Origin of the sequence: Streptomyces sp. NPDC002889, assembly GCF_042888425.1 — a bacterium.
Taxonomy (GTDB): Bacteria; Actinomycetota; Actinomycetes; order Streptomycetales; family Streptomycetaceae; genus Streptomyces.
In genome coordinates this window covers 39,514-64,147 of the sequence record NZ_JBIAPT010000021.1, presented here as the reverse complement: position 1 = coordinate 64,147, position 24,634 = coordinate 39,514, and the positions used below count along the sequence as shown (strand labels likewise).

Here is a 24,634-nt window from a genome sequence, read left to right as displayed (position 1 = left end):
GGCCTCGATGGTTGTCAGTCCGTCCCGATAACCTCGTATGCGTGTCGTCCCTTGCGCTGTACCGCCGCTATCGCCCCGAGTCATTCGCCGAGGTCATCGGGCAGGAGCATGTCACCGACCCGTTGCAGCAGGCCCTGCGGAACAACCGGGTCAATCACGCGTACCTGTTCAGCGGTCCGCGCGGCTGTGGCAAGACGACCAGCGCGCGCATCCTCGCGCGGTGCCTGAACTGCGAGCAGGGGCCCACGCCGACGCCGTGCGGTACGTGCCAGTCCTGTCAGGACCTCGCGCGCAACGGGCCGGGGTCGATCGATGTCATCGAGATCGACGCCGCGTCGCACGGAGGCGTGGACGACGCCCGTGACCTGCGGGAAAAGGCCTTCTTCGGGCCGGCGGGCAGCCGGTACAAGATCTACATCATCGACGAGGCCCACATGGTCACCCCGCAGGGCTTCAACGCTCTGCTGAAGGTGGTCGAGGAGCCGCCGGAGCATCTCAAGTTCATCTTCGCGACCACCGAGCCCGAGAAGGTCATCGGCACGATCCGGTCGCGTACGCACCACTACCCCTTCCGGCTCGTGCCGCCCGGGACGCTGCGCGACTACCTCGGTGAGGTGTGCGGCAAGGAGCAGATCCCCGTCGAGGACGGGGTGCTGCCGCTGGTCGTGCGTGCCGGGGCCGGATCTGTGCGTGACTCCATGTCCGTGATGGACCAGCTGCTCGCCGGCGCGGCCGAGGAAGGTGTGACGTATGCCATGGCCACGGCCCTCCTCGGGTACACGGACGGGTCGCTGCTCGACTCGGTCGTGGACGCCTTCGCGTCGGGCGACGGGGCCGCGGCCTTCGAGGTCGTCGACCGGGTCGTCGAAGGGGGCAACGACCCCCGCCGGTTCGTCGCCGACCTGCTGGAGCGGCTGCGGGATCTGGTGATCCTGGCCGCCGTGCCGGACGCCGGGACCAAGGGGCTCATCGACGCTCCCGCCGATGTGGTCGAGCGGATGCAGGCGCAGGCTTCGGTGTTCGGCGCGGCCGAGCTCAGCAGGGCGGCTGACCTGGTCAACACCGGGCTGACCGAGATGCGGGGCGCAACCTCGCCGCGGCTGCAGCTGGAGCTGATCTGCGCCCGGGTGCTGCTGCCGGCCGCCTTCGACGACGAGCGTTCGGTGCAGGCCCGGCTCGACCGGCTCGAGCGCGGCGCCGCAGCGGCCGGTGTGACCGGGCCTGCGGCGTTCTCGGCCGGGGCGCCGGGGGCCGCGATGGGGTACGTCCCAGGGCCCGACGTTCAGGCGCACGCTCCCGCAGCACCCGGCGGCGGGCCCGCCGCGGCGCGCGCTGCGGTTCGCCCGGACGCGACGCCCGCCCCGGCGGCACCCCCTGCCGCTCCCCCTGTCGCTTCCCCCACGCCCGAGCCCGTCGCGCAGCAGCCCGCGGCGCCGCGGCCGGGCGCCTGGCCTGCGGCGGCCGGTGCCGGAGCCGGGACGGGTCCGGAGACCGGCACGCGCAGGCCCGGTGGCTGGCCCACCGCATCCGCCCCGGGGCAGGGCACGCCGCCCACGCCCGGCACGCCCCCCGTTCCGACACCGGCGGCCGCCCCGTCCCCCGTGCCGGCCGCTGCCGCGCAGGGCGCCGGTCAGGTGCGGAACATGTGGCCCCAGATCCTGGAGGCGGTCAAGAACCGCCGTCGCTTCACCTGGATCCTGCTCAGTCAGAACGCGCAGGTCGCGGGCTTCGACGGCACCACGCTCCAGCTCGGCTTCATCAACGCCGGCGCTCGGGACAACTTCGCGAGCAGCGGCAGCGAGGAGGTGCTGAGGCAGGCGCTTTCCGAGCAGTTCAATGTCCAGTGGAAGGTCGAGGCGATCATCGACCCTTCGGGTGGCGCGGGCGGCCCCGGTGGCAGCCAGCCCCCGGCCGGCGGCCCAGGAGGCTACGGCCCCGGCGGTTACGGCGGCGGAAGGCCCGCCTCCGCACCGGCCGCCTCCGCACCCGCACCCGCGACGCCCGCACCGGCTCACGCCCCCGAGTCCCGCCCCTCACAGCAGGCGGCCCCCCGGTCCGGCCCCGCACCGCAGGCCACCGCCCCTGAGCCGCCGCGCGCGGCCCAGACGTACAACCCGCCCGCGGTCGCCCCCGAGGACGACGTACCGGAAGAGGACGATCCGGACCTCGTCGACTCCGCGCTGTCCGGACACGACCTGATCGTGCGCGAGCTCGGCGCGACGGTCGTGGAGGAATATACGAACGAGTAGCGGACCTGCTTTCGGAGGCCCGTACGACGACTTCCGGCGTCCGGCGGTTAGGCTGACGCCGTGAAGGTCCTCGTCATCGGCGGCGGCGCCCGCGAACACGCCCTGTGCCGCTCTCTGTCTCTCGATCCCGACGTCACCGCCCTGCACTGCGCGCCCGGAAACGCCGGCATCGGCGAGGTCGCCCAGCTGCACCCGGTCGACGCCCTGGACGGCCCGGCCGTCGCGCGGCTCGCCACCGAGCTCGAAGCCGAGCTGGTCGTCGTCGGCCCGGAGGCACCCCTGGTCGCCGGTGTCGCCGACGCGGTGCGCGCCGCGGGCATCCCCTGCTTCGGCCCCTCTCAGGAGGCGGCCCTGCTGGAGGGCTCCAAGGCCTTCGCCAAGGACGTGATGGCAGAGGCCGAGGTACCCACCGCCCGTAGCTATGTCTGCACGACCGCGGAGGAGATCGACGAGGCCCTCGACGCCTTCGGCGCCCCGTACGTCGTCAAGGACGACGGCCTCGCCGCGGGCAAGGGCGTTGTCGTCACCGACGACCTCGCTGCCGCCCGGGAGCATGCGCTGGCCTGTGTCCGGGTCGTCATCGAGGAGTTCCTCGACGGACCCGAGGTCTCCCTGTTCGCCATCACCGACGGCGAGACGGTCCTCCCGCTGCAGCCCGCCCAGGACTTCAAGCGCGCCCTCGACGGCGACGAGGGCCCCAACACGGGCGGCATGGGCGCGTACTCTCCGCTCCCGTGGGCCGACCCCAAGCTGGTCGACGAGGTCATGGAGACGGTCCTCCAGCCGACCGTCGACGAGCTGCGCCGCCGCGGTACGCCCTTCTCCGGGCTTCTGTACGCGGGCCTGGCGATCACCTCGCGCGGGGTGCGGGTGATCGAGTTCAACGCCCGGTTCGGCGACCCCGAGACCCAGGTCGTGCTGGCCCGGCTCAGGACTCCGCTGGCCGGCGTGCTGCTGGCCGCCGCCAACGGCACCCTGGACGCGCAGCCGCCGCTCAAGTGGCGCGACGACGCGGCCGTGACCGTGGTCATCGCCTCGCACAACTACCCCGACACGCCGCGCACCGGCGACCCGGTCGAGGGCCTCGACGAGGTCGCCGCGCAGGATGCACCCCATGCGTACGTCCTGCACGCCGGTACGAAGCACGAGGGCGACGCGGTCCTGAGCGCGGGCGGCCGGGTGCTGTCGGTCACGGCGACGGGCAAGGACCTCGTCCAGGCCCGGGAGCGCGCGTATCAGGCGGTGGGCCGTATCCGCCTCGACGGCTCCCAGCACCGTACGGACATCGCCCGCAAGGCCGCGGAGGGCTGAGCCGACCGGACACCGGCCGTCCGCGGCCCGTGTCCGACGCCGCTCCAGCGATCCGGACCCGGCCGCACGGCCCGTGCCCCGGACCTCACGGCCGGACCTGCCCCCGGACCGGACGCGGACGCGGCCCCGGCACGGTCCTGTCCTGCCACCTGCCCGTGGGTGGGTCCGCCGAGCCCTGCGGACCTGGCCCGACAACCGCAGTCCCTGCCCGCCGACCAGGCACGACAGTCGCCGCCCCTGCTCCGTGGACCTGGCCCGACGGCCGCCGCCGGGCCCCTGCGGGCGGCATTACACCCCCGGCCCCGCGCTGTCGCCCCGACATGGGCCGTCCGCGCCGAGCCTTTCCCCAAAGCCATTCCATCGAGTGACGGCCGCCCCATCCGGATGACTGCCGCCGAAGCCCCAACTAGGGTGCGGCGCAGGCGTTCCGGCACTTGGCCCACCCGGCATTGCGATGTCGGTGGGCGGTGCCACAGTGGGGGAGTGACCAACACCGTCGCAGGGCAGAGGGGGTGAGGTCCGGCTGTGTCCGGTACCGGTATCGGGGAGTCGACAGGCGAGCAGGGCGCACGCTTTCGCGCCTTGGCCGTGCTGCATGTCCGAAGCAGGGCGGTGGCAGTCGCGCTGCTGCCGGCGGCTGTCGCCGTCGTGCTGCTCGCAGGCGGTGCCATGGGACGTCTGGCCGGAGCCGGCTGGGACACCGCGCGCTGGATCGTGACGGTCTGCGCCGTGGTCGTGGTGCTGCTGGCCGCGGTCGTCGCCACCGTGATCGTGCGGGCCACGCCTGCGCTCAGTCCGACCGTGGAGCTCCCGGAGCGTGCCGCCCCGGATCTGTACCGGATGGTGCGCGACCTGGCGGAGCGCCTCGACGTGCCCGCACCCTCCGCGCTGGCGCTGACCCCCGACTGCGACAGCTGGCTCGAGGACCGCACGCATCCGGCACACGCGATATCCGGCGGTGGCCGCCGCCGTTCGACGCACACGCCGGTCCTGGTGATCGGCTCGCCGTTCCTGTGGTGGATGCGGGTCGCCGAGCTGCGGGCCGTGCTCGCGCCGGTCGTCGCCGCCACCGGGCCGGCCGCCCATCCCGACATAGCTGCCGCCCGCCGCTTCGTCCGAGGCCTGGACGCGGCGGTCGCCGATGCGGCCCGCCCCGGTCAGGGGCCGATACGGGGCGCCGGGTACGGGTTCACCGGCACCGTCGCCCGGGCGCTGCTGCGCAGTTGCCAGGTGCATGCCGCAGAGATGGAGCGGGGCGTCGCGGCCGCAGCGTCCGAGCGTGCACAGGCTGTGGACTACGGACTGCGGATCGTCGCCCAGGAACAAGTGGGCCTCGCCTACGCCGGCTGGGACCGGCTGCTGACCAGGGTTGCGTTGCCCGCCTGGCGCATGGGCCGCTGGCCGGCGCGTCTCGATGCGGGTGTCGTCTCGGCGCTGACCGAGCTCTCGCGTCGCGACCGGCTCGCCGAGGGCTTCACCTCCCGGCTGGGCGAGCGCCCCGCCTGCGATCTGCTCGAGGAGCCCGGCGCGGTCGACGAGGCCGCGTCCCTGCTGGCCGCGCGCCTGTTCCACGGCGGTCCGGCCGAGGCGGGGCCGGACTGGTCGCCGGTGGACTGGCAGCATTATCCGGAAGAGGTCGTCGACCGTAAGTGGCGTACGGAAGCGGCCCGTATCCACCGGGTTCTCGACGAGCTGGGTGTACCGCCGTCGACCGGTCCCCAGGGACCGACGCTCGCCCGGGTGATGGACCACCTGTCCGCGCGTCCGGGGGGCGAGGCGAGCGACGCCCTGGCAGCCGCGATCACCGCCCGGGTGGCCCGCGAGGACAGCGAGGCGTCGCCCGCACCGCGGCAGGCCCCGGCGCCCGGCGCCCCCGTCGACACCGGTGCCTCGGGCGATGCCCTGGCCTTTCTCGGCGCCGGCCCGCTGCCGCTGATCCCGCTGCAGCCACCGCGTACGGGTCGTGATCTGCTCGCCGACCACGTCGTCGCGATGGTGTGCTGCGCAGCCGTCGACACGGCGGGCGCGGTGCCCGGTCTGGACTGGCTCGACGGTCCGACCCTGCTGATCGACGGCGAACGCCGCTCGGATCTGGCGGCCCCGGTCCTCAGCCTGGTCGAGGACGGAGACGCCCGGCCTCTCCGTGTCTGGCTCGGTTCGCTGGGTGTCCGGGCGGAGAAGCCGGTCCGTCTGGTGTGACCGGTCCGTCTGGTGTGACCGGTTCGCTCGGGCCGGGCGATCCGCCGGGTATGACCGGTTCGCCTGGTCCGAGCCCCGGATCCTGACGCCACGGCCGCCAATGACGCCAATTCGCGACGAACGGTGACGCTGTGAGCGCGTTATGTGATGTGCTGGGACCGGCACTGAACCCCCGGCGCCGAACAGCCGGCAGTACCGCCGCACGTGCAGCCATGCAGGTGCGGCACGATCGCGGCGCAGTCGCACCACGATCCACGTCCATCAGATCCACGGACATCAGCAGCACAGTCTCGGCACAGTTGTCCCGGGGGCAGCGAGGGAGGGCGCAGCATGGGGGCGGAGCAGATCCGGCGGTGGGAATCGGGCGCCCTCGCCCATGCCGTCTCGGACCCGTTCGGCCAGGGCCCGCTGCCCTGGCTGCGCGGCAGCGAGCAGTACTTCGACGACACCGGCCACGTCGTGCCCTGGTACGCCGACCCCACCCTTGCCCGAGGAGGCTCGGGCGGCCCCCGCAGCGCCGACGACGTACGCCGCCAGATCAAGGGCTTCGCGACCCCCGGAGCGGCCGCCCCCGGTGAGTCGATCGACTTCCACATCACCGTGGACCCGCCCCAGCAGTTCTCCGTGGACATCTACCGCATCGGCCACTACAGCGGCGACGGCGCGTCCAAGATCACGACCAGCCCCCGGCTCTCCGGCATCGTCCAGCCGGCCCCGCTCACCGCCGACCGCACGGTCTCCTGCCACCACTGGTGGCTGTCGTGGCGCCTGCAGATCCCGTCGTACTGGTCGATCGGCGCCTACGTCGCCGTCCTCACCACCGCCGACGGGCACCGCTCCCACATCCCCTTCACCGTCCGCGACGACCACCCCGCCGACCTCCTGCTGCTCCTCCCGGACATCACCTGGCAGGCGTACAACCTCTATCCGGAGGACGGCCGCACGGGCGCGAGCCTCTATCACGCCTGGGACGAGGAGGGCCGGCTGCTGGGCGAGGAGGACGCCGCGATCACGGTCTCCTTCGACCGTCCGTACGCGGGCGCCGGACTGCCTCTCCATGTGGGTCACGCCTACGACTTCATCCGCTGGGCCGAGCGGTACGGCTACGACCTCGCCTATGCCGACGCCCGTGATCTGCACGCCGGCCGCGTCGACCCCGCCCGCTACCGCGGACTGGTCTTCCCCGGCCATGACGAGTACTGGTCGGCCCCCATGCGCCGCACCGTCGAGCAGGCACGCGACCGCGGCACCTCACTGGTCTTCCTCTCCGCCAACACCCTTTACTGGCAGGTCGAACTGGGCGTGTCCCCCTCCGGAGTGCCCGACCGGCTGCTGACCTGCCGCAAGCGCCGCGGCCCCGGCAAGCCGGCGCTGTGGCGCGAGGTCGACCGGGCGGAGCAGCAACTGCTGGGCATCCAGTACGCGGGCCGGGTACCCGAGCCGCATCCGCTGGTCGTGCGCAACGCGACCCACTGGCTGTGGGAGGCGACCGGCGCGGGCGAGGGCGACGAGCTGCCCGGGCTGGTCGCGGGGGAGGCCGACCGCTACTTCCCGCGTACCTCGCTGCCCGAGCATCAGGACCGCATGCTGCTCGCCCACTCGCCTTACCGGGACGGCGATGGCGTCACCCGCCATCAGGAGACTTCCCTGTACCGGGCCCCGTCCGGCGCCCTGGTCTTCGCGTCGGGCACCTTCGCCTGGTCCCCGGCCCTGGACCGGCCGGGTCATGTCGACCTCCGTGTCCAGCGGGCCACGGCGAATCTGCTCGACCGGATCTGCAAGCGGGATTAGGCCCTGTCCGGGCGATCTTCTCGGGCCCGCGACGACAGCTACGGCACCGCGCTGTGCTGTCGGGGTCGCCCGAGTACGTCCGGTACGAGAGCGATCTTCCCCGGCCTCCGGCCGGGCGGTACCCCCACCGCCTGGCGATGCGTCCCCTCGGCCCTCCGGGCCCGGGCACAGCCCGGCAGCCGACCCTGCCCGGGCCGGTCCTCCCCGTATACGGGACAATCGTCCCCGTTGTCCCACCCGTCTCTCACCACCGCTCTTTACGGGCCCCTCCGGGGCGCCCCTTTCTGTTCAACCACGGGGAGGAACCGTGTCCGGATTCGTAGAAAAGCCCGAGCCGCTCCAGGTGCCGGGTCTGGTGCACTTGCACACCGGCAAGGTGCGCGATCTGTACCGGAACGAGGCGGGCGACCTCGTGATGGTCGCGAGCGACCGTATGTCCGCGTACGACTGGGTCCTGCCCACCGAGATTCCCGACAAGGGCCGGGTCCTCACCCGGTTGTCGCTGTGGTGGTTCGAGCGGCTCGAGGACCTCGTCCCCAACCATGTGATCTCCACCGAGCTGCCGGCCGGCGCCCCGGCCGACTGGGCGGGCCGCACCCTGATCTGCAAGTCCCTGGACATGTTGCCCGTCGAGTGTGTCGCCCGCGGTTATCTCACCGGTTCGGGTCTCGCCGAGTACGAGCAGTCCCGCACGGTCTGCGGTCTCGCGCTGCCCGAGGGACTCGTGGACGGCTCCGAGTTGCCCGCGCCGATCTTCACGCCCGCCACCAAGGCGGCCGTCGGCGACCACGACGAGAACGTGTCGTACGAGGAAGTGGCGCACCAGGTCGGCTCGGAGACGGCCGCACTGCTCCGTCAGACGACCCTCGCCGTCTACGGCCGGGCCCGCGACATCGCCCGGGAGCGCGGCATCGTCCTTGCCGACACCAAGTTCGAGTTCGGCTTCGACGGGAGCACCCTCGTCCTCGCCGACGAGGTGCTCACGCCGGACTCCTCCCGTTTCTGGCCGGCCGCCGCCTGGGAGCCGGGCCACGCCCAGCCGTCGTACGACAAGCAGTACGTGCGCGACTGGCTGACCTCCCCTGCCTCCGGCTGGGACCGCAGGAGCGAGCAGCCGCCACCCCCGCTGCCGCAGGAGATCGTCGACGCGACCCGCGCCAAGTACCTCGAGGCGTACGAGCTGCTGACCGGCGTGAGCTGGTCGTAGACACGAAGAAGGCCCCGGTCGTGATGACCGGGGCCTTCTTTTCCGAGCGGACGACCAGGTTCGAACTGGCGACCTCAACCTTGGCAAGGTTGCGCTCTACCAACTGAGCTACGTCCGCATGCGCCGTAGCGCGGAGACCACTATACCCAACCTCGGCGGCGCGCGAGACGGACCGCCGTGTGCCGGTTCTCGGCGCCGAGCTTTCCGGCAGCCGACGAGAGGTAGTTCCGTACGGTCCCCTGGGACAGCGAGGCCCGCTCGGCGATCTCCGCGATCGGTGCTCCGTCGGCCGCCAGCGCCAGCACCTCGGCCTCCCGGGCGGTCAGCGGCGAGTCGCCGGCGGCGATGGCATCGGCGGCCAACTCCGGGTCCACATAGCGGTTTCCGGCATGCACGGTACGGATGATCTCCGCGAGCCGCCGGGCACTGACGGTCTTCGGGACAAAGCCCCGCACACCGGCCGTCAATGCCCGTTTGAGGTGGCCGGGCAGCCCATGGCTGGTCACGATCATGGTCCGGCAGTCGGGCAGCTCGGCCCGCAGAGTTGTGGCCACTGTCACACCGTCGGCGCCGGGCATCTGCAGATCGAGGACCGCGACATCGGGCCGGTGGGCGCGTGCCATGGCGAGGGCCTCGGGGCCGGTGGCGGCCTCGGCGACCACGACGAGATCGTCCTCGAGGGCGAGCAGTGCGGCGAGCGCGCCGCGGATCAGATGCTCGTCGTCGGCGAGCAGTACCCGTACGGTCACACCGTCTCCTTGATCTCCTGCGCCGTCCGCGGTCCGAGCGGTACGTGGGCCGTGAGCCGGAAGTGCCCGCCCCCGTACGGGCCCGCCTCCAGCGCGCCGTCGACCGCCGACAGGCGCTCCCGCAGTCCCGTGAGGCCCGAGCCCGGCGTCTTGGTGGCCCCTGCCGCCCCTGCCGCCCCATCGTTCTCGACGACCAGGACCGCGGCGCCGTCCACCACGCGCACCGAGATCGTGCAGCGCTGCGCGTCACCGTGGCGCAGCACGTTCGTGGTGGCCTCCCGGACCACCCAGCCGAGCGCCGACTGAACCGCGGCGGGCAGTTCCGCGTCCCCGGTCTCGATGGTGCACATGATCCCGGCCGCCCCCAGCACACCCCGAGCGCCTTCCAGTTCGGACCGCAGATCGGCCTCCCGGTAGCCGCGGACCACGTCCCGTACCTCCCGTTGCGACTCCTGCGCGATCCGCTGGACCTCGGTCATCTGGTCCACCGCCTCCGGCCGCCCGCGCCGGGCCAGCTGCACGGCCAGCTCGCCCTTCAGGGCGATGACGGCGAGATTGCGGCCCAGTACGTCGTGCAGATCGCGCCCGAAGCGCAACCGTTCCTCCGCGACCGCGAGCCGTGCCTGTACGTCGCGAGCCTCGCGCAGCTCCCACATCACGGCAAGGACCCACACCGAGACGCGGACCGTCACGGCGGACCACCCGGTGACGAAACCGATGGTCACCGTGGTGACCACTGTCTGGGGCATGTCCCGGCCCGTCAGCGGAAGCAGGACGAACAGCAGGGCCAGCACGGCCGCCTGGTGCAGTGCGATGACCCGGGCGCGCACCATCAGGCAGTGGCCGCTGAAGAACGGCACCAGCACCGATCCCAGCATCAGCGGCAGGAGCCCGGTCAGGTCGACGGCCGCGGCGAGTGCGATGACCGATCCGGCGGTCGCGGCCGTCGTGACCGCCGCCGCGGCGACGTCGCGTGGTGCGACCTTCCCCTGCCCCAGGTACTTCTCCATCGCGTGCCGCGCGAGCCGGTGGCACAGCACACCGCTGACGAGGTTGAGCAGCGGAGCGGTCACGACCAGGGGGAGGGGCCCCTCGGCCCGGATCTGCCGGGTCAGCAGAAGCATGTCGACCACGAGGACCGACCCCCACACGAGCAGGTACACGGTGCCGCGGGTGTACAGATCCACCTTGGCCAGTCCGCTGCGGCTTCTCCAGCCCTTCATCCGCCCACCCCCGCACCCCTGTTGACCGGCTCGATCTGCGGGACGGCCCGATCGCTCCGACCGGCTCCATCCGCTTGATCAGCGCCGCGGTTCCCAGCGGAACCATCGCTGCACAGCAAACACGGAGAGGAGGGTCCAGGCCAGTGCGGTCACCGCCGCACCCATCAGCTCCTTGCCGTCCGCGCCGCCCAGCCAGCCGGCCCGTACGAGCGTCAGCACGCCGGTCAGCGGGAGAAGTTCGCAGACCGAGGCGACCTTCTCCGGCATCAGCTCCAGCGGGATGAAGAGGCCGGAGCCGGGCACCGAGATCAGGAACATCGGCAGGGTGGTGATCTGCGCACTCTCCACGGTCCGGGTCACCGCCGACGTGGCCGCCGCCAGCGCGGCCATCAGCACCATCCCCAGCAGTACGCCCACGACGAGCAGTTCGGGCCGCGCGGGCGCCTTGAGACCCAGGAACGCGACCCCTGCCACCACCATCAGCACGCACTGGGCGAGCGCGAGTCCCGCCGCCGGCAGGGCCGTCCCGGCCAGGATCTCGCGGTCCGGTACCTCCCCGGTACGCAGCCGCTTGAGCACCAGCTCCTCGCGTCGCGCCACATACGCGGAGACCAGGTTGAGATGGACGACGAGGATCAGCACCACGGCGATGCCGCCGGTCATCACCGCTTCACCGACGCTCATTCCGGCCTTGCCGAGATCCATCTGGTCCAGCGTCGGCTTCATCGCCACGATCATCGTCGGGGGCATCAGCAGCCCGACGAAGAGCGTGGTCCGGTTCCGTACGAGGAGCGTCAGCTCCGCCCGCCCGAGAGCGGTCAGCCGTCCGGTCGTCGCCGTCATGTCACACACCCGCCGTTTCGGTACGCGCGATGTCGAGGAATGCCTCTTCGAGCGAGGCGGTCCGGGCGTCGAGCCCTTCGAGCCGTACGCCGGACTCCTTGGCCCACAGCAGCAATTCGCCCAGCGACTCCTGGAGCCGGTGGGTGCGGATTTCGATACGCCGCCCCTGCGCGGCAGCCCGCAGCCCGAGCGGCAGCCGCCCCGCCGTAACCCCTTCGGGCAGCGTGAACCGGATCCTGGCGGGGCGTGCGCCGGTCACTTCCGCCGGTGTCCCGCTCGTCACGATCCGCCCCCGGTGCATGATCGCCAGCCGGTCGGCGAGTGACTCGGCCTCCTCCATGTAGTGCGTGGTCAGCAGCACGGTCGTGCCGCCGTTGCGCAGGGTGCGCACCAGTTCCCAGGTGTCGCGGCGCCCCTCCACGTCCAGTCCGGTCGTCGGCTCGTCGAGGAAGAGCACCTCGGGCCGCCCGAGCAGCGCCAGCGCCAGGTCGAGCCGCCGCCGCTCCCCGCCGGACAGCTGCTTAACCCGCACTCCCGCCCGCCGGTCGAGTCCCACAAGATCCAGCGCCTCCCCGGTGGGCCGGGCCCCGGTGGTGCAGCCCGCCCACATCCGGGCGGTTTCGGCGACGGTCAGATCGGAGGGGAAGCCGCCCTCCTGGAGCATCACGCCGATCCGGGGGCGTACGGCGGCCCGCTCGCGGTACGGGTCGTGGCCGAGCACCCGGGCCGATCCGCCGTCGGGGGCGGCGAGGCCCTCGAGCAGCTCGACCGTCGAGGTCTTGCCCGCGCCATTGGTGCCCAGCAGGGCGAAGATCTCGCCGCGGGCCACACGGAAGGAGATCCCGGTCACGGCCTCGAAGCCGCCGGCGTAGGTGCGCCGCAGCCCATCCGCCTCGATCACGTACTCGTCGTCGGTCATGACTCAAGACTCGGGCCGGCCGCAAGAGCGGGGCAGTGCGCGCTGTCATCGCTGCTCATGACGAATGTCATCGGTGCCCCGGGTCAGGGCCCGGCCGGAAACGAAGAAGCCCCCGGCGAGATCGCCGGGGGCTTCTTTACTCTGAGCGGACGACGAGATTCGAACTCGCGACCCTCACCTTGGCAAGGTGATGCTCTACCAACTGAGCCACGTCCGCATTGCTGCCGCTCAGCTCTCACTGGGCGGTGCGTCCACCACTGTACCTGATCCACAGGAGTGGCCGGTAAAGTGATGAGAGAGCGGGTGACAGGAATTGCACACTGCGCCTTCCCCCTGGAAGGGGGATGTTCTACTACTGAACTACACCCGCACGCTGCGTGAGGCGGGCCCTTCGGCCTGGCCCCTCGGCGTGCTCCAGACTCTAGCCGACCATCAGGGGTGCAGCGCAACTCGGTTCACCGCCGGCCGCTTCGGCAGTCGGCGGGACCGCTCCCTCAACTGGCTTCGCGGAACGCTTCGTAGACCCGCTTGGGGATCCGGCCGCGGGCCGGCACGTCCATCTTGTTGGACTGCGCCCAGGCCCGTACCGCGGCGGGGGCGGGCTCGAGGGACGTGTGCTTGTAGGTGATGTGCGACTTGTCCCGCTTGCCGGGGTTCACCTGCTTTCGGCCGGCGGCCATGTACGGGGCGAGGGCCTTGCGCAGTTTCTTTGCATTGGAGGGATTGAGGTCGATCTCGTACGACTTCCCGTCCAGGGCGAACCTCACCGTTTCCGCCGCTTCTCCGCCGTCGATGTCGTCGGAGAGCGTGACCACTACTCGCTGAGCCACGGATATCGGTCCTTTCCCTGCGGTATCCCCGCTTCTGACGTGCGGGGATACCGGCTTTCCGGCTGATGAGAGGCAATGCTGCTTTCCTCTGTATTCCTTTGTACAGCGGTCGACCGCGCAATGTGAAGACCTGGCAATTGGATGCGCGTGTCCGTAGCAAAGGGCTGAGGGATTCTTTCTTCGGATTTCCCCGTGCGTTCTCTTGATATCTACCCGCGTAGATTTTTCGGCCGGGTACGCTGAGGGAACCGCCCTCGCAACACACCACCGGGAGTGCCCGTGGCTCGCGTCGTAGTCGACGTCATGCTCAAGCCCGAGATCCTCGACCCCCAGGGGCAGGCGGTGCAGCGTGCACTGCCTCGTCTGGGATTCGCCGGGATCGCGGATGTCCGTCAGGGAAAGCGTTTCGAGCTGGAGGTGGAGGGGCCGGTCGACGACGCCGCCCTCGCCCGCATCCATGAGATGGCCGAAACGTTCCTTGCCAACACCGTCATCGAGGACTTCGTCGTGAAGGTGGAGTCGTGACCTCTCGTATCGGAGTCGTCACCTTCCCCGGCACGCTCGACGACCGCGACGCGCTGCGCGCCGTGCGTCTCGCCGGTGCCGAGCCCGTTTCGCTCTGGCACCGCGACAAGGACCTCGAGCAGGTCGACGCGGTCGTGCTCGCCGGCGGCTTCTCGTACGGCGACTATCTGCGTGCCGGAGCGATCTCCCGCTTCTCGCCGGTGATGGAGACGATCATCGAGCAGGCCAAGGCCGGTATGCCCGTTCTCGGCATCTGCAACGGTTTCCAGATCCTCACCGAGGCCCATCTGCTGCCGGGCGCGATGCTGCGCAACAACCATCTGCACTTCATCTGCCGCGACCAGAAGCTGCGGGTCGAGAACGCCGACACCGCCTGGACCACGGACTACGAGGCCGGCCAGGAGATCTCCGTACCGCTGAAGAACATGGACGGCCGGTACGTCGCGGACGAGCGCGTGCTCGACGAGCTGGAGGCCGAGGGGCGAGTGGCCTTCCGCTATCTCGACCGCAATCCGAACGGTTCGCTCCGTGACATCGCGGGCATCACCAACGCCGCCGGCAATGTCGTCGGTCTGATGCCGCACCCCGAGCACGCCGTGGAGCCGCTGATCGGTACGGGCCGCACCGACGGTCTCGGGTTCTTCACTTCGATCCTCAAGAAGCTGGTCAACGCATGAGCCTCGACACGGTCAAGCACGCGACCGAGACCCCGGACGCCGAGCAGCCCTGGAAGGAACTCGGCCTCAAGCAGGACGAGTACGAGCGCATCCGCGAGATCCTCGGCCGCCGTCCCACCGGCGCCGAGCTGGCGATGTACAGCGTCATGTGGTCCGAGCACTGCTCGTACAAGTCGAGCAAGGTGCACCTGAAGCAGTTCGGCGACAAGGCTCCCGAGAACGACGCGCTGCTCGTCGGCATCGGTGAGAACGCGGGCGTCGTGGACGTCGGCCAGGGCTACGCGGTGACCTTCAAGGTCGAGTCGCACAACCACCCCAGCTACATCGAGCCCTACCAGGGCGCGGCCACCGGCGTCGGCGGCATCGTCCGCGACATCCTCGCCATGGGCGCCCGCCCGGTAGCCGTCGTCGACCCGCTGCGCTTCGGTGCGGCCGACCACCCCGACACCAAGCGGGTACTTCCCGGTGTCGTCGCGGGCATCGGCGGCTACGGCAACTGCCTGGGCCTGCCGAACATCGGCGGCGAGGTCGTCTTCGACGAGTGCTACCAGGGCAACCCGCTGGTCAACGCCGGCTGCATCGGCGTGATGAAGCACGAGGACATCCACCTCGCGAAGGCCTCGGGCCCCGGCAACAAGGTCATCCTGTACGGCGCCCGTACCGGCGGCGACGGCATCGGCGGCGTGTCCGTCCTGGCCTCGGAGACCTTCGACGCTGCGTCTGACAGTGACTCCGGCACGGGCAAGCCGAAGAAGCGCCCCGCGGTCCAGGTCGGCGACCCGTTCCAGGAGAAGCTCCTGATCGAGTGCACCCTTGAGATCTTCAAGGAGAAGCTCGTCGCGGGCATCCAGGACCTCGGCGGCGCGGGCCTGTCCTGCGCCACCTCCGAGCTGGCCTCGGCCGGCTCGGGCGGTATGCGGGTCGAGCTGGACACCGTGCCGCTGCGCGACGCGACGCTCTCGCCGGAGGAGATCCTCATGAGCGAGTCGCAGGAGCGCATGTGCGCGATCGTCGAGCCGGACAAGGTCGAGCGCTTCCTCGAGATCTGCGAGAAGTGGGACGTCATCGCCACCGTCATCGGTGAGGTGACCGAGGGCGAGCGCCTGGAGATCTTCTGGCACGGCGAGCAGATCGTGGATGTGCCGCCGCGGACCGTCGCCCACGAGGGCCCCGTCTACCAGCGTCCGTACGCCCGCCCCGAGTGGCAGGACGCGCTGCAGGCCGACGACGCGAACAAGCTGCCGCGGCCGCAGAGCGCCGAGGAGCTGCGCGAGCAGGTCCTGAAGCTGGTCGGCTCGCCGAACCAGGCGTCCAAGGCGTGGATCACGGACCAGTACGACCGTTTCGTGCAGGGCAACACAGTGCTGGCCCAGCCCGAGGACGCGGGCATGATCCGGATCGACGAGAAGTCGAACCTGGGCGTGGCCATGGCGACCGACGGCAACGGCCGGTACGCGAAGCTCGACCCCTACGCGGGTGCACAGCTCGCGCTGGCGGAGGCGTACCGCAATGTCGCCGCTTCCGGTGCGAAGCCGCTGGCGATCTCGGACTGCCTGAACTTCGGCTCGCCGGAGGACCCGGGCGTCATGTGGCAGTTCGCCGAGGCCACCCGTGGTCTCGCGGACGGCTGTCTGCAGCTGGGCACCCCGGTCACCGGCGGCAATGTGTCGCTGTACAACCAGACCGGTGAGGTGGCGATCCACCCGACGCCCGTGGTGGCGGTCCTCGGCGTGATCGACGACGTCGACCGCCGTACCCCGATCGCCTTCCGCGAAGAGGGGCAGCTGCTCTACCTGCTGGGTGACACCCGCGAGGAGTTCGGCGGCTCGGCCTGGTCCCAGGTCGTCCACGACCACCTCGGCGGACTGCCCCCGCAGGTCGACCTCGATCGCGAGAAGCTGCTGGCCGAGATCCTGATCTCCGCCTCCCGCGACGGCATGATCGACGCCGCGCACGACCTGTCCGACGGCGGTCTGATCCAGGCCGTCACGGAGTCCTGCCTGCGCGGCGGCAAGGGTGCGCGGCTGATCGTCCCGGACGGTCTGGACGCGTTCACCTTCCTGCTGAGCGAGTCGGCCGGCCGCGCCGTGGTCGCGATCCCGCGCAGCGAGGAGCTCCGCTTCAACGACATGTGCGGAGCGCGCGGCCTGCCCGTGACCCGTATCGGTGTCGTCGACGGCGACGCGGTGGAGGTCCAGGGCGAGTTCAGCATCCCCCTGAGCGAGCTGCGCACGGCGCACGAGGAGACCATCCCGGGTCTGCTCGTCTGACGCACGCGCAGGAGCAAGGACGGCCCCGCCCGGTCACGGGCGGGGCCGTCCGCGTACGGACGCACACCCGCGAGTGCGCAGGAGCGGACCGGCCGAGAACCGCGGCCGTTGTCGTACCGATCCCCTAGTGTCGGCCGTATGCCACCGGCCAGGAAGCGCCTTCGCAGCTACGACCACGCCACCGTCCGCGCCGCCGTGCTCGCCCAGTTCGGGCATGTACGGCAAGCGGTGGACACCCTCACACCCGAGCAGTTCGCGCTGCCCACGCGCCTGGGGGACTGGACCGTGCGCGAACTGGCCGCGCACATCGCCCTGGTCGCAGGCCTGGTCACCCGCTACCTCACGCTGCCCGAGCCGCAGAAGGCGGACGTCGCCCTGCTGGACTGGCCGTTCGCGACGGTCACCGCCGCCGGGCAGGTCGACGAGGACACCAGGGCCTTCGCGGCGGCTTCCGAGCCGGGTGAGCTGTTCGCGCGTACGGCGGCCCGGCTCGACGAGCTGCTGCCGGCCGCTCCCGAGGACCGGCTGGTGCCGATGCGGTTCGGCGGGATGCGCCTCGGGGACTTCCTGGTCACCCGGACCGTCGAGCTGATCGTCCACACCGACGATCTGAACGCGGCGACCGGGCTGGACATCCCGTACGACCGCAACGCGCTCGCGGCCTGCACGCGCCTGCTCGCGGACGCGCTCGCGGTCAAGGCGCCGGGGGCGTCCACGGAGGTGCGTATTCCGCCGTTCGCCGTCGTCCAGTGTGTCGAGGGCCCGCGGCACACCCGCGGCACCCCGCCCAACGTCGTCGAGACCGACCCGCTGACCTGGATCCGCCTGGCCACCGGGCGGACCCGATGGCAGCAGGCCCTCGACGCGGCGCAGGTCAGCGCGAGCGGCGAGCGTGCCGATCTCGGGGCGCTGCTGCCGATCCTCGGCTGAGGCGGCAGGCCCCTCCCCGGTGGCGGGGAACCGCGGCCGCACCCGTCCCGTCCCACCGGTATGCGTACGCAGCTGAGCATCCCCGCCACGGTCCTGGCCCTCCTCGCCCTCGCCGCCTGCGGTACTCAGACGGGTTCCGGCTCCGGTGACGGCGGCGACTCGGGCGGGACGGTCGCCACCGATCTGCCCGTCACGGGCGTCCACTGGTCCGTCGACAGCGTCACCGTCGACGGCAAGAAGTCTGCGGCCCCGTCCGGCGCGCATGTCGAGATCACCGACAAGGGCCGTGCCCAGGGCAACTACGGGTGCAACCACTTCGGCGCCGATGTGAAGGTCGACGGCGACACCCTCACCGTGGGACCGGGTGAGATGACCGAGATGGCCTGCGACAAGAAGATCCAGGGCTTCGAGGACGCCCTGCGTGCGGCTTTCTCCGGCAAGCTCAAGGCGAAGCTCACCGACAAGAGGCTGCAGCTCACCACCGAGAAGGGCGACGTGATCGCCCTGACCGCCGAGGAGCCGTCGCCGCTGGTGGGCACGAAGTGGTCCGTGACCTCCCTGCTCTCCGACAAGACCGCGACATCGCTGCCGGCGGGTACCGAGAACAAAGCCCATCTGACCTTCGGCAAGGACGGGTCCGTGAGCGGCAACCTCGGCTGCAACCGCTTCAGCAGCACGGCCAGGATCTCCGAGAAGACGATCACGTTCGGCAAGCTCGCCTCCACCCGGAAACTCTGCCCGGGACCGGAGATGTCGGTGGAACGCGAGCTGGCCAAGGTCCTGAACGGGACGGTGACGTACGAGCTGAAGCACCGCACCCTCTCGCTGACCGCCACCGACGGCACGGGCCTCGCCGCGACCCCCGCGACGGCCGGCTGACCGGAGCGATCGGCCGAAACGGTGTCCCGCACAGTGATGTGCGGCACGCCCCCGCACCTGCACTACTCCCCGGTAGGAGCGTACAAAGGCTTCATTCTGCGGCTTTTGTACGAAGCTCCGAGAGCTGCCGCCTGTATCCCCAATTCGGACCAGTGGTCGATCTCGCCTACACTCGGAGCCGTGCCACGTGGTGACGGACGACTCAACCACGACCTGCTCCCCGGTGAGAAGGGCCCCCAGGACGCTTGCGGCGTCTTCGGTGTCTGGGCTCCGGGTGAAGAGGTCGCGAAGCTCACTTACTTCGGGCTCTACGCCCTCCAACATCGAGGCCAGGAATCCGCGGGGATCGCAGTGAGCAACGGCTCTCAGATCCTCGTCTTCAAGGACATGGGGCTCGTTTCCCAGGTCTTCGACGAGACCTCTCTCGGATCGCTCCAAGGTCATATCGCGGTCGGTCACGCCCGCTACTCGACCACCGGTGCCTCCGTGTGGGAGAACGCGCAGCCGACCTTCCGGGCCACCGCCCACGGCTCGATCGCGCTCGGCCACAACGGAAACCTGGTCAACACCGCCCAGCTCGCCGAGATGGTCGCCGACCTCCCCAAGGAGAACGGCCGGGCCACGCAGGTGGCCGCCACCAACGACACCGATCTGGTCACCGCTCTGCTCGCGGGCCAGGTCGACGACGACGGCAAGCCGCTGACCGTCGAGGCCGCGGCCGCCAAGGTGCTCCCCGAGGTCCGGGGCGCGTTCTCGCTCGTCTTCATGGACGAGGGGACCCTGTACGCGGCCCGCGACCCGCAGGGCATCCGCCCGCTGGTGCTCGGCCGCCTGGAGCGCGGCTGGGTCGTCGCCAGCGAGTCCGCCGCCCTCGACATCTGCGGCGCGAGCTATGTCCGCGAGATCGAGCCGGGCGAGCTCATCGCCATCGACGAGAACGGCATCCGCACCTCCCGCTTCGCAGAAGCGAAGCCCAAGGGGTGTGTGTTCGAGTACGTCTACCTGGCCCGTCCCGACACCGACATCGCCGGCCGGAACGTGTACCTCTCCCGCGTGGAGATGGGCCGGAAACTCGCCAAGGAAGCCCCTGTCGAGGCCGACCTGGTGATAGCGACGCCGGAGTCCGGTACGCCCGCCGCCATCGGCTACGCCGAGGCGAGCGGCATCCCCTACGGCTCCGGTCTGGTGAAGAACGCCTACGTGGGCCGCACCTTCATCCAGCCGTCCCAGACCATTCGCCAACTGGGCATCCGCCTCAAGCTGAACCCCCTCAAGGAAGTCATCCGGGGCAAGCGCCTGGTCGTCGTGGACGACTCGATCGTCCGCGGCAACACCCAGCGCGCCCTGGTCAAGATGCTCCGCGAGGCCGGCGCGGCCGAGGTCCACATCCGGATCTCCTCCCCGCCGGTGAAGTGGCCCTGCTTCTTCGGCATCGACTTCGCCACCCGGGCCGAGCTGATCGCCAACGGCATGACGATCGAGGAGATCGGCGCCTCGCTGGGCGCGGACTCCCTCTCGTACATCTCCCTGGACGGCATGATCGAGGCGACCACCATCGCCAAGCCGAATCTGTGCCGTGCCTGCTTCGACGGCGAGTACCCGATGGAGCTGCCGGACCCCGAGCTCCTCGGCAAGCAGCTCCTGGAGACCGAGCTGGCGGGCGGCGCCGACGCCGCCGACGCGCTCCGTCGTCCGTAAACCCCTGCAGTACGACACGAAAGTTCTCCAGCATGTCTGCTGAATCTTCCGAGCGTGCTCCGCACGCGGGCACCGGTGCCAGCTACGCGGCCGCGGGCGTCGACATCGAAGCGGGCGACCGCGCCGTCGAGCTGATGAAGGAGTGGGTGAAGAAGACGCAGCGCCCCGAGGTCCTCGGTGGCCTCGGCGGTTTCGCCGGCCTCTTCGACGCCTCCGCCCTCAAGCGCTACGAGCGCCCGTTGCTGGCCTCGGCCACCGACGGCGTCGGCACGAAGGTCGACATCGCCCGGCAGATGGGCGTCTACGACAGCATCGGCCACGACCTCGTCGCCATGGTGATGGACGACATCGTCGTCTGCGGTGCCGAGCCGCTGTTCATGACCGACTACATCTGCGTCGGCAAGGTCCACCCCGAGCGGGTGGCCGCCATCGTCAAGGGCATCGCCGAAGGCTGTGTGCTGGCGGGATGCGCCCTGGTCGGCGGCGAGACCGCTGAGCACCCGGGCCTGCTGGGCCCGGACGACTTCGATGTCGCCGGTGCGGGTACCGGTGTGGTCGAGGCGGACCGGCTGCTGGGCGCGGATCGTATCCGTTCGGGTGACGCGGTCATCGCGATGGCGTCGTCCGGCCTTCACTCCAACGGGTACTCGCTGGTCCGGCATGTGCTGTTCGACCGCGCGGGCATGAGCCTCGACCAGCAGGTCGAGGAGTTCGGCCGCACCCTCGGCGAGGAGCTGCTGGAGCCCACCAAGATCTACTCGCTGGACTGCCTGGCACTCACCCGGACCACCGAGGTCCATGCCTTCAGCCACATCACCGGCGGCGGTCTGGCGGCCAATCTCGCCCGCGTCGTTCCGGACTCGCTGCACGCCGTGGTCGACCGTGCCACCTGGGCCCCGGGCGCGGTGTTCGACCTCGTCGGCGCGGCCGGCCAGGTCGAGCGGCTGGAGCTGGAGAAGACCCTGAACATGGGCGTGGGCATGATGGCCGTCGTCCCGGAGGAGTCCGTGGACGTGGCGCTGGCCACACTCGCCGACCGCGGCGTGGACGCCTGGGTCGCCGGTGCCGTTGTCGAGCGCGGCGACCGCGCCACGGGCGCGGAGCTGGTGGGCACGTACGCGAAGTGAAGGCGCCGCGAGCTGAACGGGCACGGAACCTGAACAGCACAGAACCTGAACAGCACAGAACCCGGTCCGGGGCATGCCCTGGACCGGGTCGGTGGGTGCTACGTCAAGCGCCGCGACGCTGTGACGACGGACCGGACTCGTCGTCCTCGTCCTCGTCGTCGTTGTACAGGTCCGCGTAACGCGAGTACGGGTCGTCTTCCTCGTCGTCGTCCTCGAACGGCTCGCCATTCGGCGGCTGGCTCGAGATCGGACTCGGAGTTGAAGCGCCCAGCTCGTTGGCCAGACGCGACAGGTCAGTCCCGCCGCTGTTGTACTTCAGCTGGCGGGCGACCTTTGTCTGCTTGGCCTTGGCCCGGCCGCGCCCCATGGCTCGACCCCCTCGGTGACGGGGCTCGACGGCCCCAGAGTCTTGACACGCGTTCATGATTCGGAACGGGCTCTCCATGAAGAGCTCGGTCCGTAGGGCTTCAACGGTACCTGCTTCCGCGGCCATACGGTACGCCGCCCGCATGACGCGCCACTTCGCAGAACCCTCGAGGCGCCCCGTCCTCGCTGGTCAACTGCGATTTTAACCTCTTCTTGGCGGCCGACCCGCCGACCGGTGGTGAGTCTTGTCTCCCCCGGACGTCGGGCCGGCCCCTGTGCGGGTCAGCGCTTGCGGGCGTCCGCCATGCGCTGCTCGGCGATCCGGTCGGCGGCGGCGGCCGGCGGAATGCCGTCTTCCTTCGCACGTGCGAATATTGCCAGCGTCGTGTCGAAGATCCGCGACGCCTTCGCCTTGCACCGGTCGAAGTCGAACCCGTGCAGCTCGTCGGCGACCTGGATCACACCGCCGGCGTTCACCACGTAGTCGGGGGCGTAGAGGATCCCGCGGTCCGCGATGTCCTTCTCCACACCCGGGTGCGCGAGCTGGTTGTTGGCCGCGCCGCACACCACCGCCGCCGTGAGCACGGGCACGGTCGCGTCGTTCAGCGCACCGCCCAGCGCGCACGGCGCGTAGATGTCCAGGCCCTCGGTGCGGATCAGGGCGGCGGTGTCCGCGACCGCCGTGACCCGCGGGTGCTTGTCGAGGATCCGGCGTACGGACTCCTCGCGCACATCGGTGATCACGACCTCGGCGCCGTCGTCCAGCAGGTGCTCGACCAGGTGGTGGCCGACCTTGCCGACGCCCGCGATGCCGACCTTGCGGCCGCTGAGCGCCGGGCTGCCCCACAGGTGCTGGGCCGAGGCCCGCATGCCCTGGAAGACGCCGTACGCGGTGAGCACGGACGAGTCGCCGGCGCCGCCGTTCTCGGGAGAGCGGCCGGTCGCCCAGCGCGTCTCGCGGGCCACGACGTCCATGTCGGCGACGTACGTGCCGACGTCACAGGCGGTCACGTAGCGCCCACCGAGGGAGTCCACGAACCGGCCGTAGGCCAGCAGCAGCTGCTCGGTCTTGATCTGCTCGGGGTCACCGATGATCACGGCCTTGCCGCCGCCGTGGTCGAGTCCGGCCAGAGCGTTCTTGTACGACATGCCCCGGGAGAGGTTCAGCGCGTCGGCGACGGCCTCTTCCTCGGACGCGTACGGGTAGAAGCGGGTGCCGCCGAGGGCGGGGCCCAGGGCGGTGGAGTGGAGTGCGATGACGGCCTTCAGGCCACTGGCGCGGTCCTGGCACAGCACGACTTGCTCGTGGCCGCCCTGGTCCGATCGGAACAGGGTGTGCAGGACGCCGTCGGTCACATCGGTCACGGTGGTGACTCCCAAGTACGAAGCGGCGGAGGAAGGTCTTCCCGAGGTGTCCCCGTCGCTTGTGGCAGGGGAGAATCCAGGAAAGGCCCGGTTATGGGCAAGAGGGTAAGTCCTACGCGTGCGTAGATCCGACCCGGTGCGGCGGATCACCCTCTCCCGGAGTACGGCCGTGGAAGGATTTGCGGCATGCCAGCGCTGTCCTCGGTTCTTGTTCCTTACGCGGCCTACCTGCGGATCTATGAGCCGCTGGCGGCCTTTCCCGAGCCCGAGCGGAGCCACTGGGCCCGCTACGCCCGCCGGGACGCCACCCCCACCGCCCAGGACGAACTGCGGCGCTCGCTGGCCGACTTGCTGCCCACCCCGCCGGTTCCGGTGCCGGTCCATGAGAGTGCCGACGCGTTCGTCGCCCAGATGGACGGGGTGGTCTGCGTCTGTCCGTGGCGTACGCGGCTGCGCGGCTGGCTGGCGCTGGAGGAGCTGGTGGGGCGGCTTCCCGCGCAGCTGCTGGACGCGGCCCTGCCGCCGGTGGTGCGGGGCCAGGCCGCCGCGGACTACGAGCAGTGGCGTGAGGAGAACCCGGACGCCCGGCCGTGGATCCGTACCGCGGTGTGGCAGGTGCCGTTGGGCTGGTTCGTCCTCTTCTCCGACGAGGAGCGCGAGTACGAGGCGGCCCCGGGGGCCCCGGTGCTGCGCTACCGGACGCCCATGGTGCAGGCCCGCCGGCGGCTGGCCCGGGCGCTCAGGACGCTGCGGGACACGATCGACGAGGGCCCGATGACCGAGGGCCTGGTGGACGTGGGGCGGTGGCTGGAGGAGTTCCATCCGCGTTCGCTGGTGGAGCTGGACTACGGCGGCCTGGTCCACGCCGTGCCCGGGGCACAGCTCGCCGACGACCGCTCGGCGGCCGACGCGGCCGAGGGCATCGCGGCCCTGAGAGCCGGTGACGGGGAGGGGGCGTCGGCCGCGTACGGACGGCTGACGGATCGCTGGCGGTCCGTCAGGGACCGCCAGTTCGCGAACTGATCGCGGCTCGTGAGCGGAAGTGGTCCGGCTCACAGTCCGGCCCGCGAGCGTGAGTGGTCCGGCTCACAGCGCGGCCCGGGGGCCTGGGCCCGGGGACGTAGGTCCCGATCCGGGCCTTTGACTCAAGCGTGACGGACGGCACTAACGGCGCCCTTGCGCCCATCGCCCACCCTCGTGTCAAAATAGGACAAGGAGTCCGGGGAAGACTCCTTCCGCCCAACTACGGGCGGAATGCTCAGCATTGCACTCTATGGGGGGTCCTGCAGACTCCTGATAGCTCTGTGACTGATCGTCACTGTGGGGTGACTGTCCGTTATGGCATGGTCCATCGGGCTTCGGCCACTGATGGACACCTGAGAGGGCAATTCCATCGGTTTGGCCGACGTGGCTGGACAGATGGTGTAGTTGTAGTGCCGAGGACAAGCCGTTCGTCCTATAACCGACTCGACCCTC

The 24,634-nt window shown here is 70.7% G+C and carries 20 protein-coding genes and 3 tRNA genes; 13 read left to right on the top strand and 10 right to left on the bottom strand.

Annotated features, from left to right (window positions below):
• Window positions 1-41: 41 nt before the first annotated feature.
• The 5 genes from ACFYWI_RS28170 to ACFYWI_RS28150 all read left to right on the top strand — a co-directional run bounded on the left by ACFYWI_RS28170 (window position 42) and on the right by ACFYWI_RS28150 (window position 8,757).
• The gene (locus ACFYWI_RS28170; protein ID WP_389237785.1) at window positions 42-2,249 is read left to right on the top strand and encodes a DNA polymerase III subunit gamma and tau; all 2,208 of its coding nucleotides are present in this window, start codon (window positions 42-44) and stop codon (window positions 2,247-2,249) included.
• A 60-nt stretch (window positions 2,250-2,309) separates the two neighbouring features.
• On the top strand, window positions 2,310-3,560 hold the full coding sequence (purD, locus tag ACFYWI_RS28165) for a phosphoribosylamine--glycine ligase (RefSeq protein ID WP_389237783.1): 1,251 nt from the start codon (window positions 2,310-2,312) through the stop codon (window positions 3,558-3,560).
• 525 nt (window positions 3,561-4,085) lie between these two features.
• Window positions 4,086-5,759 carry a hypothetical protein gene (locus ACFYWI_RS28160; RefSeq protein ID WP_389237781.1) on the top strand — a complete coding sequence of 558 codons (1,674 nt, stop codon included), beginning with the start codon at window positions 4,086-4,088 and terminating at the stop codon, window positions 5,757-5,759.
• 330 nt (window positions 5,760-6,089) lie between these two features.
• Window positions 6,090-7,550: a N,N-dimethylformamidase beta subunit family domain-containing protein gene (locus tag ACFYWI_RS28155; protein WP_389237779.1), complete on the top strand. Its 1,461-nt coding sequence runs from the start codon at window positions 6,090-6,092 to the stop codon at window positions 7,548-7,550.
• 307 nt (window positions 7,551-7,857) lie between these two features.
• A complete protein-coding gene (locus ACFYWI_RS28150; protein WP_389237777.1) occupies window positions 7,858-8,757 on the top strand; it encodes a phosphoribosylaminoimidazolesuccinocarboxamide synthase in 900 nt (299 codons plus the stop codon).
• Between the two features lie 45 nt (window positions 8,758-8,802).
• Here ACFYWI_RS28150 and ACFYWI_RS28145 read toward each other — a convergent pair.
• From ACFYWI_RS28145 to ACFYWI_RS28110, 8 genes are all read right to left on the bottom strand, one after another.
• A tRNA-Gly gene (locus tag ACFYWI_RS28145) sits at window positions 8,803-8,875 on the bottom strand.
• Window positions 8,876-8,897: 22 nt separating this feature from the next.
• A complete protein-coding gene (locus ACFYWI_RS28140; RefSeq protein ID WP_389237775.1) occupies window positions 8,898-9,506 on the bottom strand; it encodes a response regulator in 609 nt (202 codons plus the stop codon).
• Window positions 9,503-10,729, bottom strand: a complete 1,227-nt coding sequence (locus tag ACFYWI_RS28135) for a sensor histidine kinase (protein ID WP_389237773.1) — start codon at window positions 10,727-10,729, stop codon at window positions 9,503-9,505. The genes ACFYWI_RS28140 and ACFYWI_RS28135 overlap by 4 nt, the downstream gene beginning before the upstream one ends.
• A gap of 78 nt (window positions 10,730-10,807) precedes the next feature.
• Window positions 10,808-11,572 (bottom strand): ABC transporter permease, encoded by a 765-nt coding sequence (locus ACFYWI_RS28130; protein ID WP_389237771.1) that lies wholly within the window; start codon window positions 11,570-11,572, stop codon window positions 10,808-10,810.
• 1 nt (window position 11,573) lies between these two features.
• On the bottom strand, window positions 11,574-12,491 hold the full coding sequence (locus tag ACFYWI_RS28125; RefSeq protein ID WP_389237769.1) for an ABC transporter ATP-binding protein: 918 nt from the start codon (window positions 12,489-12,491) through the stop codon (window positions 11,574-11,576).
• Between the two features lie 144 nt (window positions 12,492-12,635).
• Window positions 12,636-12,708, bottom strand: a tRNA-Gly gene (locus ACFYWI_RS28120).
• A gap of 81 nt (window positions 12,709-12,789) precedes the next feature.
• Window positions 12,790-12,861, bottom strand: a tRNA-Gly gene (locus ACFYWI_RS28115).
• A 124-nt stretch (window positions 12,862-12,985) separates the two neighbouring features.
• On the bottom strand, window positions 12,986-13,321 hold the full coding sequence (locus tag ACFYWI_RS28110; protein WP_389237767.1) for an Lsr2 family protein: 336 nt from the start codon (window positions 13,319-13,321) through the stop codon (window positions 12,986-12,988).
• A 279-nt stretch (window positions 13,322-13,600) separates the two neighbouring features.
• Here ACFYWI_RS28110 and purS point away from each other — a divergent pair, with 279 nt between their 5' ends.
• The 7 genes from purS (at window position 13,601) to purM (ending at window position 21,427) form a co-directional block, all read left to right on the top strand.
• Window positions 13,601-13,846: a phosphoribosylformylglycinamidine synthase subunit PurS gene (purS, locus tag ACFYWI_RS28105; protein ID WP_015035032.1), complete on the top strand. Its 246-nt coding sequence runs from the start codon at window positions 13,601-13,603 to the stop codon at window positions 13,844-13,846.
• Window positions 13,843-14,523: a phosphoribosylformylglycinamidine synthase subunit PurQ gene (gene purQ, locus ACFYWI_RS28100; protein WP_389237765.1), complete on the top strand. Its 681-nt coding sequence runs from the start codon at window positions 13,843-13,845 to the stop codon at window positions 14,521-14,523. The genes purS and purQ overlap by 4 nt, the downstream gene beginning before the upstream one ends.
• Complete coding sequence (gene purL, locus ACFYWI_RS28095) at window positions 14,520-16,793, top strand: phosphoribosylformylglycinamidine synthase subunit PurL (protein ID WP_389237763.1); 2,274 nt, start codon at window positions 14,520-14,522, stop codon at window positions 16,791-16,793. The genes purQ and purL overlap by 4 nt, the downstream gene beginning before the upstream one ends.
• Before the next feature lie 138 nt (window positions 16,794-16,931).
• Window positions 16,932-17,723: a sterol carrier family protein gene (locus ACFYWI_RS28090; RefSeq protein WP_389237761.1), complete on the top strand. Its 792-nt coding sequence runs from the start codon at window positions 16,932-16,934 to the stop codon at window positions 17,721-17,723.
• 60 nt (window positions 17,724-17,783) lie between these two features.
• On the top strand, window positions 17,784-18,602 hold the full coding sequence (locus ACFYWI_RS28085; RefSeq protein WP_389237759.1) for an META domain-containing protein: 819 nt from the start codon (window positions 17,784-17,786) through the stop codon (window positions 18,600-18,602).
• Window positions 18,603-18,782: 180 nt separating this feature from the next.
• Window positions 18,783-20,300, top strand: coding sequence for an amidophosphoribosyltransferase (gene purF, locus ACFYWI_RS28080; RefSeq protein WP_389237757.1), 1,518 nt, complete (start codon window positions 18,783-18,785; stop codon window positions 20,298-20,300).
• A gap of 32 nt (window positions 20,301-20,332) precedes the next feature.
• Entirely contained in the window at window positions 20,333-21,427 is a 1,095-nt protein-coding gene (purM, locus tag ACFYWI_RS28075; protein WP_389237755.1) for a phosphoribosylformylglycinamidine cyclo-ligase, read from the top strand.
• A gap of 103 nt (window positions 21,428-21,530) precedes the next feature.
• Here purM and ACFYWI_RS28070 read toward each other — a convergent pair whose 3' ends face one another.
• Window positions 21,531-21,794 carry a DUF3073 domain-containing protein gene (locus tag ACFYWI_RS28070; RefSeq protein ID WP_389237753.1) on the bottom strand — a complete coding sequence of 88 codons (264 nt, stop codon included), beginning with the start codon at window positions 21,792-21,794 and terminating at the stop codon, window positions 21,531-21,533.
• A 281-nt stretch (window positions 21,795-22,075) separates the two neighbouring features.
• On the bottom strand, window positions 22,076-23,158 hold the full coding sequence (locus ACFYWI_RS28065) for a Leu/Phe/Val dehydrogenase (RefSeq protein ID WP_389237751.1): 1,083 nt from the start codon (window positions 23,156-23,158) through the stop codon (window positions 22,076-22,078).
• Window positions 23,159-23,344: 186 nt separating this feature from the next.
• Between ACFYWI_RS28065 and ACFYWI_RS28060 the strand changes: the two genes are divergently transcribed.
• Window positions 23,345-24,181, top strand: coding sequence for a hypothetical protein (locus ACFYWI_RS28060; RefSeq protein ID WP_389237749.1), 837 nt, complete (start codon window positions 23,345-23,347; stop codon window positions 24,179-24,181).
• The last annotated feature ends 453 nt before the right edge of the window (window positions 24,182-24,634 follow it).

Coding starts and splice junctions, on each gene's coding strand:
- ACFYWI_RS28155 (WP_389237779.1), top strand. CDS start 6,090: ATGGGGGCGGAGCAGATCCGGCGGTGGGAATCGGGCGCCCTCGCCCAT.
- ACFYWI_RS28135 (WP_389237773.1), bottom strand. CDS start 10,729: ATGAAGGGCTGGAGAAGCCGCAGCGGACTGGCCAAGGTGGATCTGTAC.
- ACFYWI_RS28130 (WP_389237771.1), bottom strand. CDS start 11,572: ATGACGGCGACGACCGGACGGCTGACCGCTCTCGGGCGGGCGGAGCTG.
- ACFYWI_RS28125 (WP_389237769.1), bottom strand. CDS start 12,491: ATGACCGACGACGAGTACGTGATCGAGGCGGATGGGCTGCGGCGCACC.
- purL (WP_389237763.1), top strand. CDS start 14,520: ATGAGCCTCGACACGGTCAAGCACGCGACCGAGACCCCGGACGCCGAG.
- ACFYWI_RS28090 (WP_389237761.1), top strand. CDS start 16,932: ATGCCACCGGCCAGGAAGCGCCTTCGCAGCTACGACCACGCCACCGTC.
- ACFYWI_RS28085 (WP_389237759.1), top strand. CDS start 17,784: ATGCGTACGCAGCTGAGCATCCCCGCCACGGTCCTGGCCCTCCTCGCC.
- purM (WP_389237755.1), top strand. CDS start 20,333: ATGTCTGCTGAATCTTCCGAGCGTGCTCCGCACGCGGGCACCGGTGCC.
- ACFYWI_RS28070 (WP_389237753.1), bottom strand. CDS start 21,794: ATGGGGCGCGGCCGGGCCAAGGCCAAGCAGACAAAGGTCGCCCGCCAG.
- ACFYWI_RS28060 (WP_389237749.1), top strand. CDS start 23,345: ATGCCAGCGCTGTCCTCGGTTCTTGTTCCTTACGCGGCCTACCTGCGG.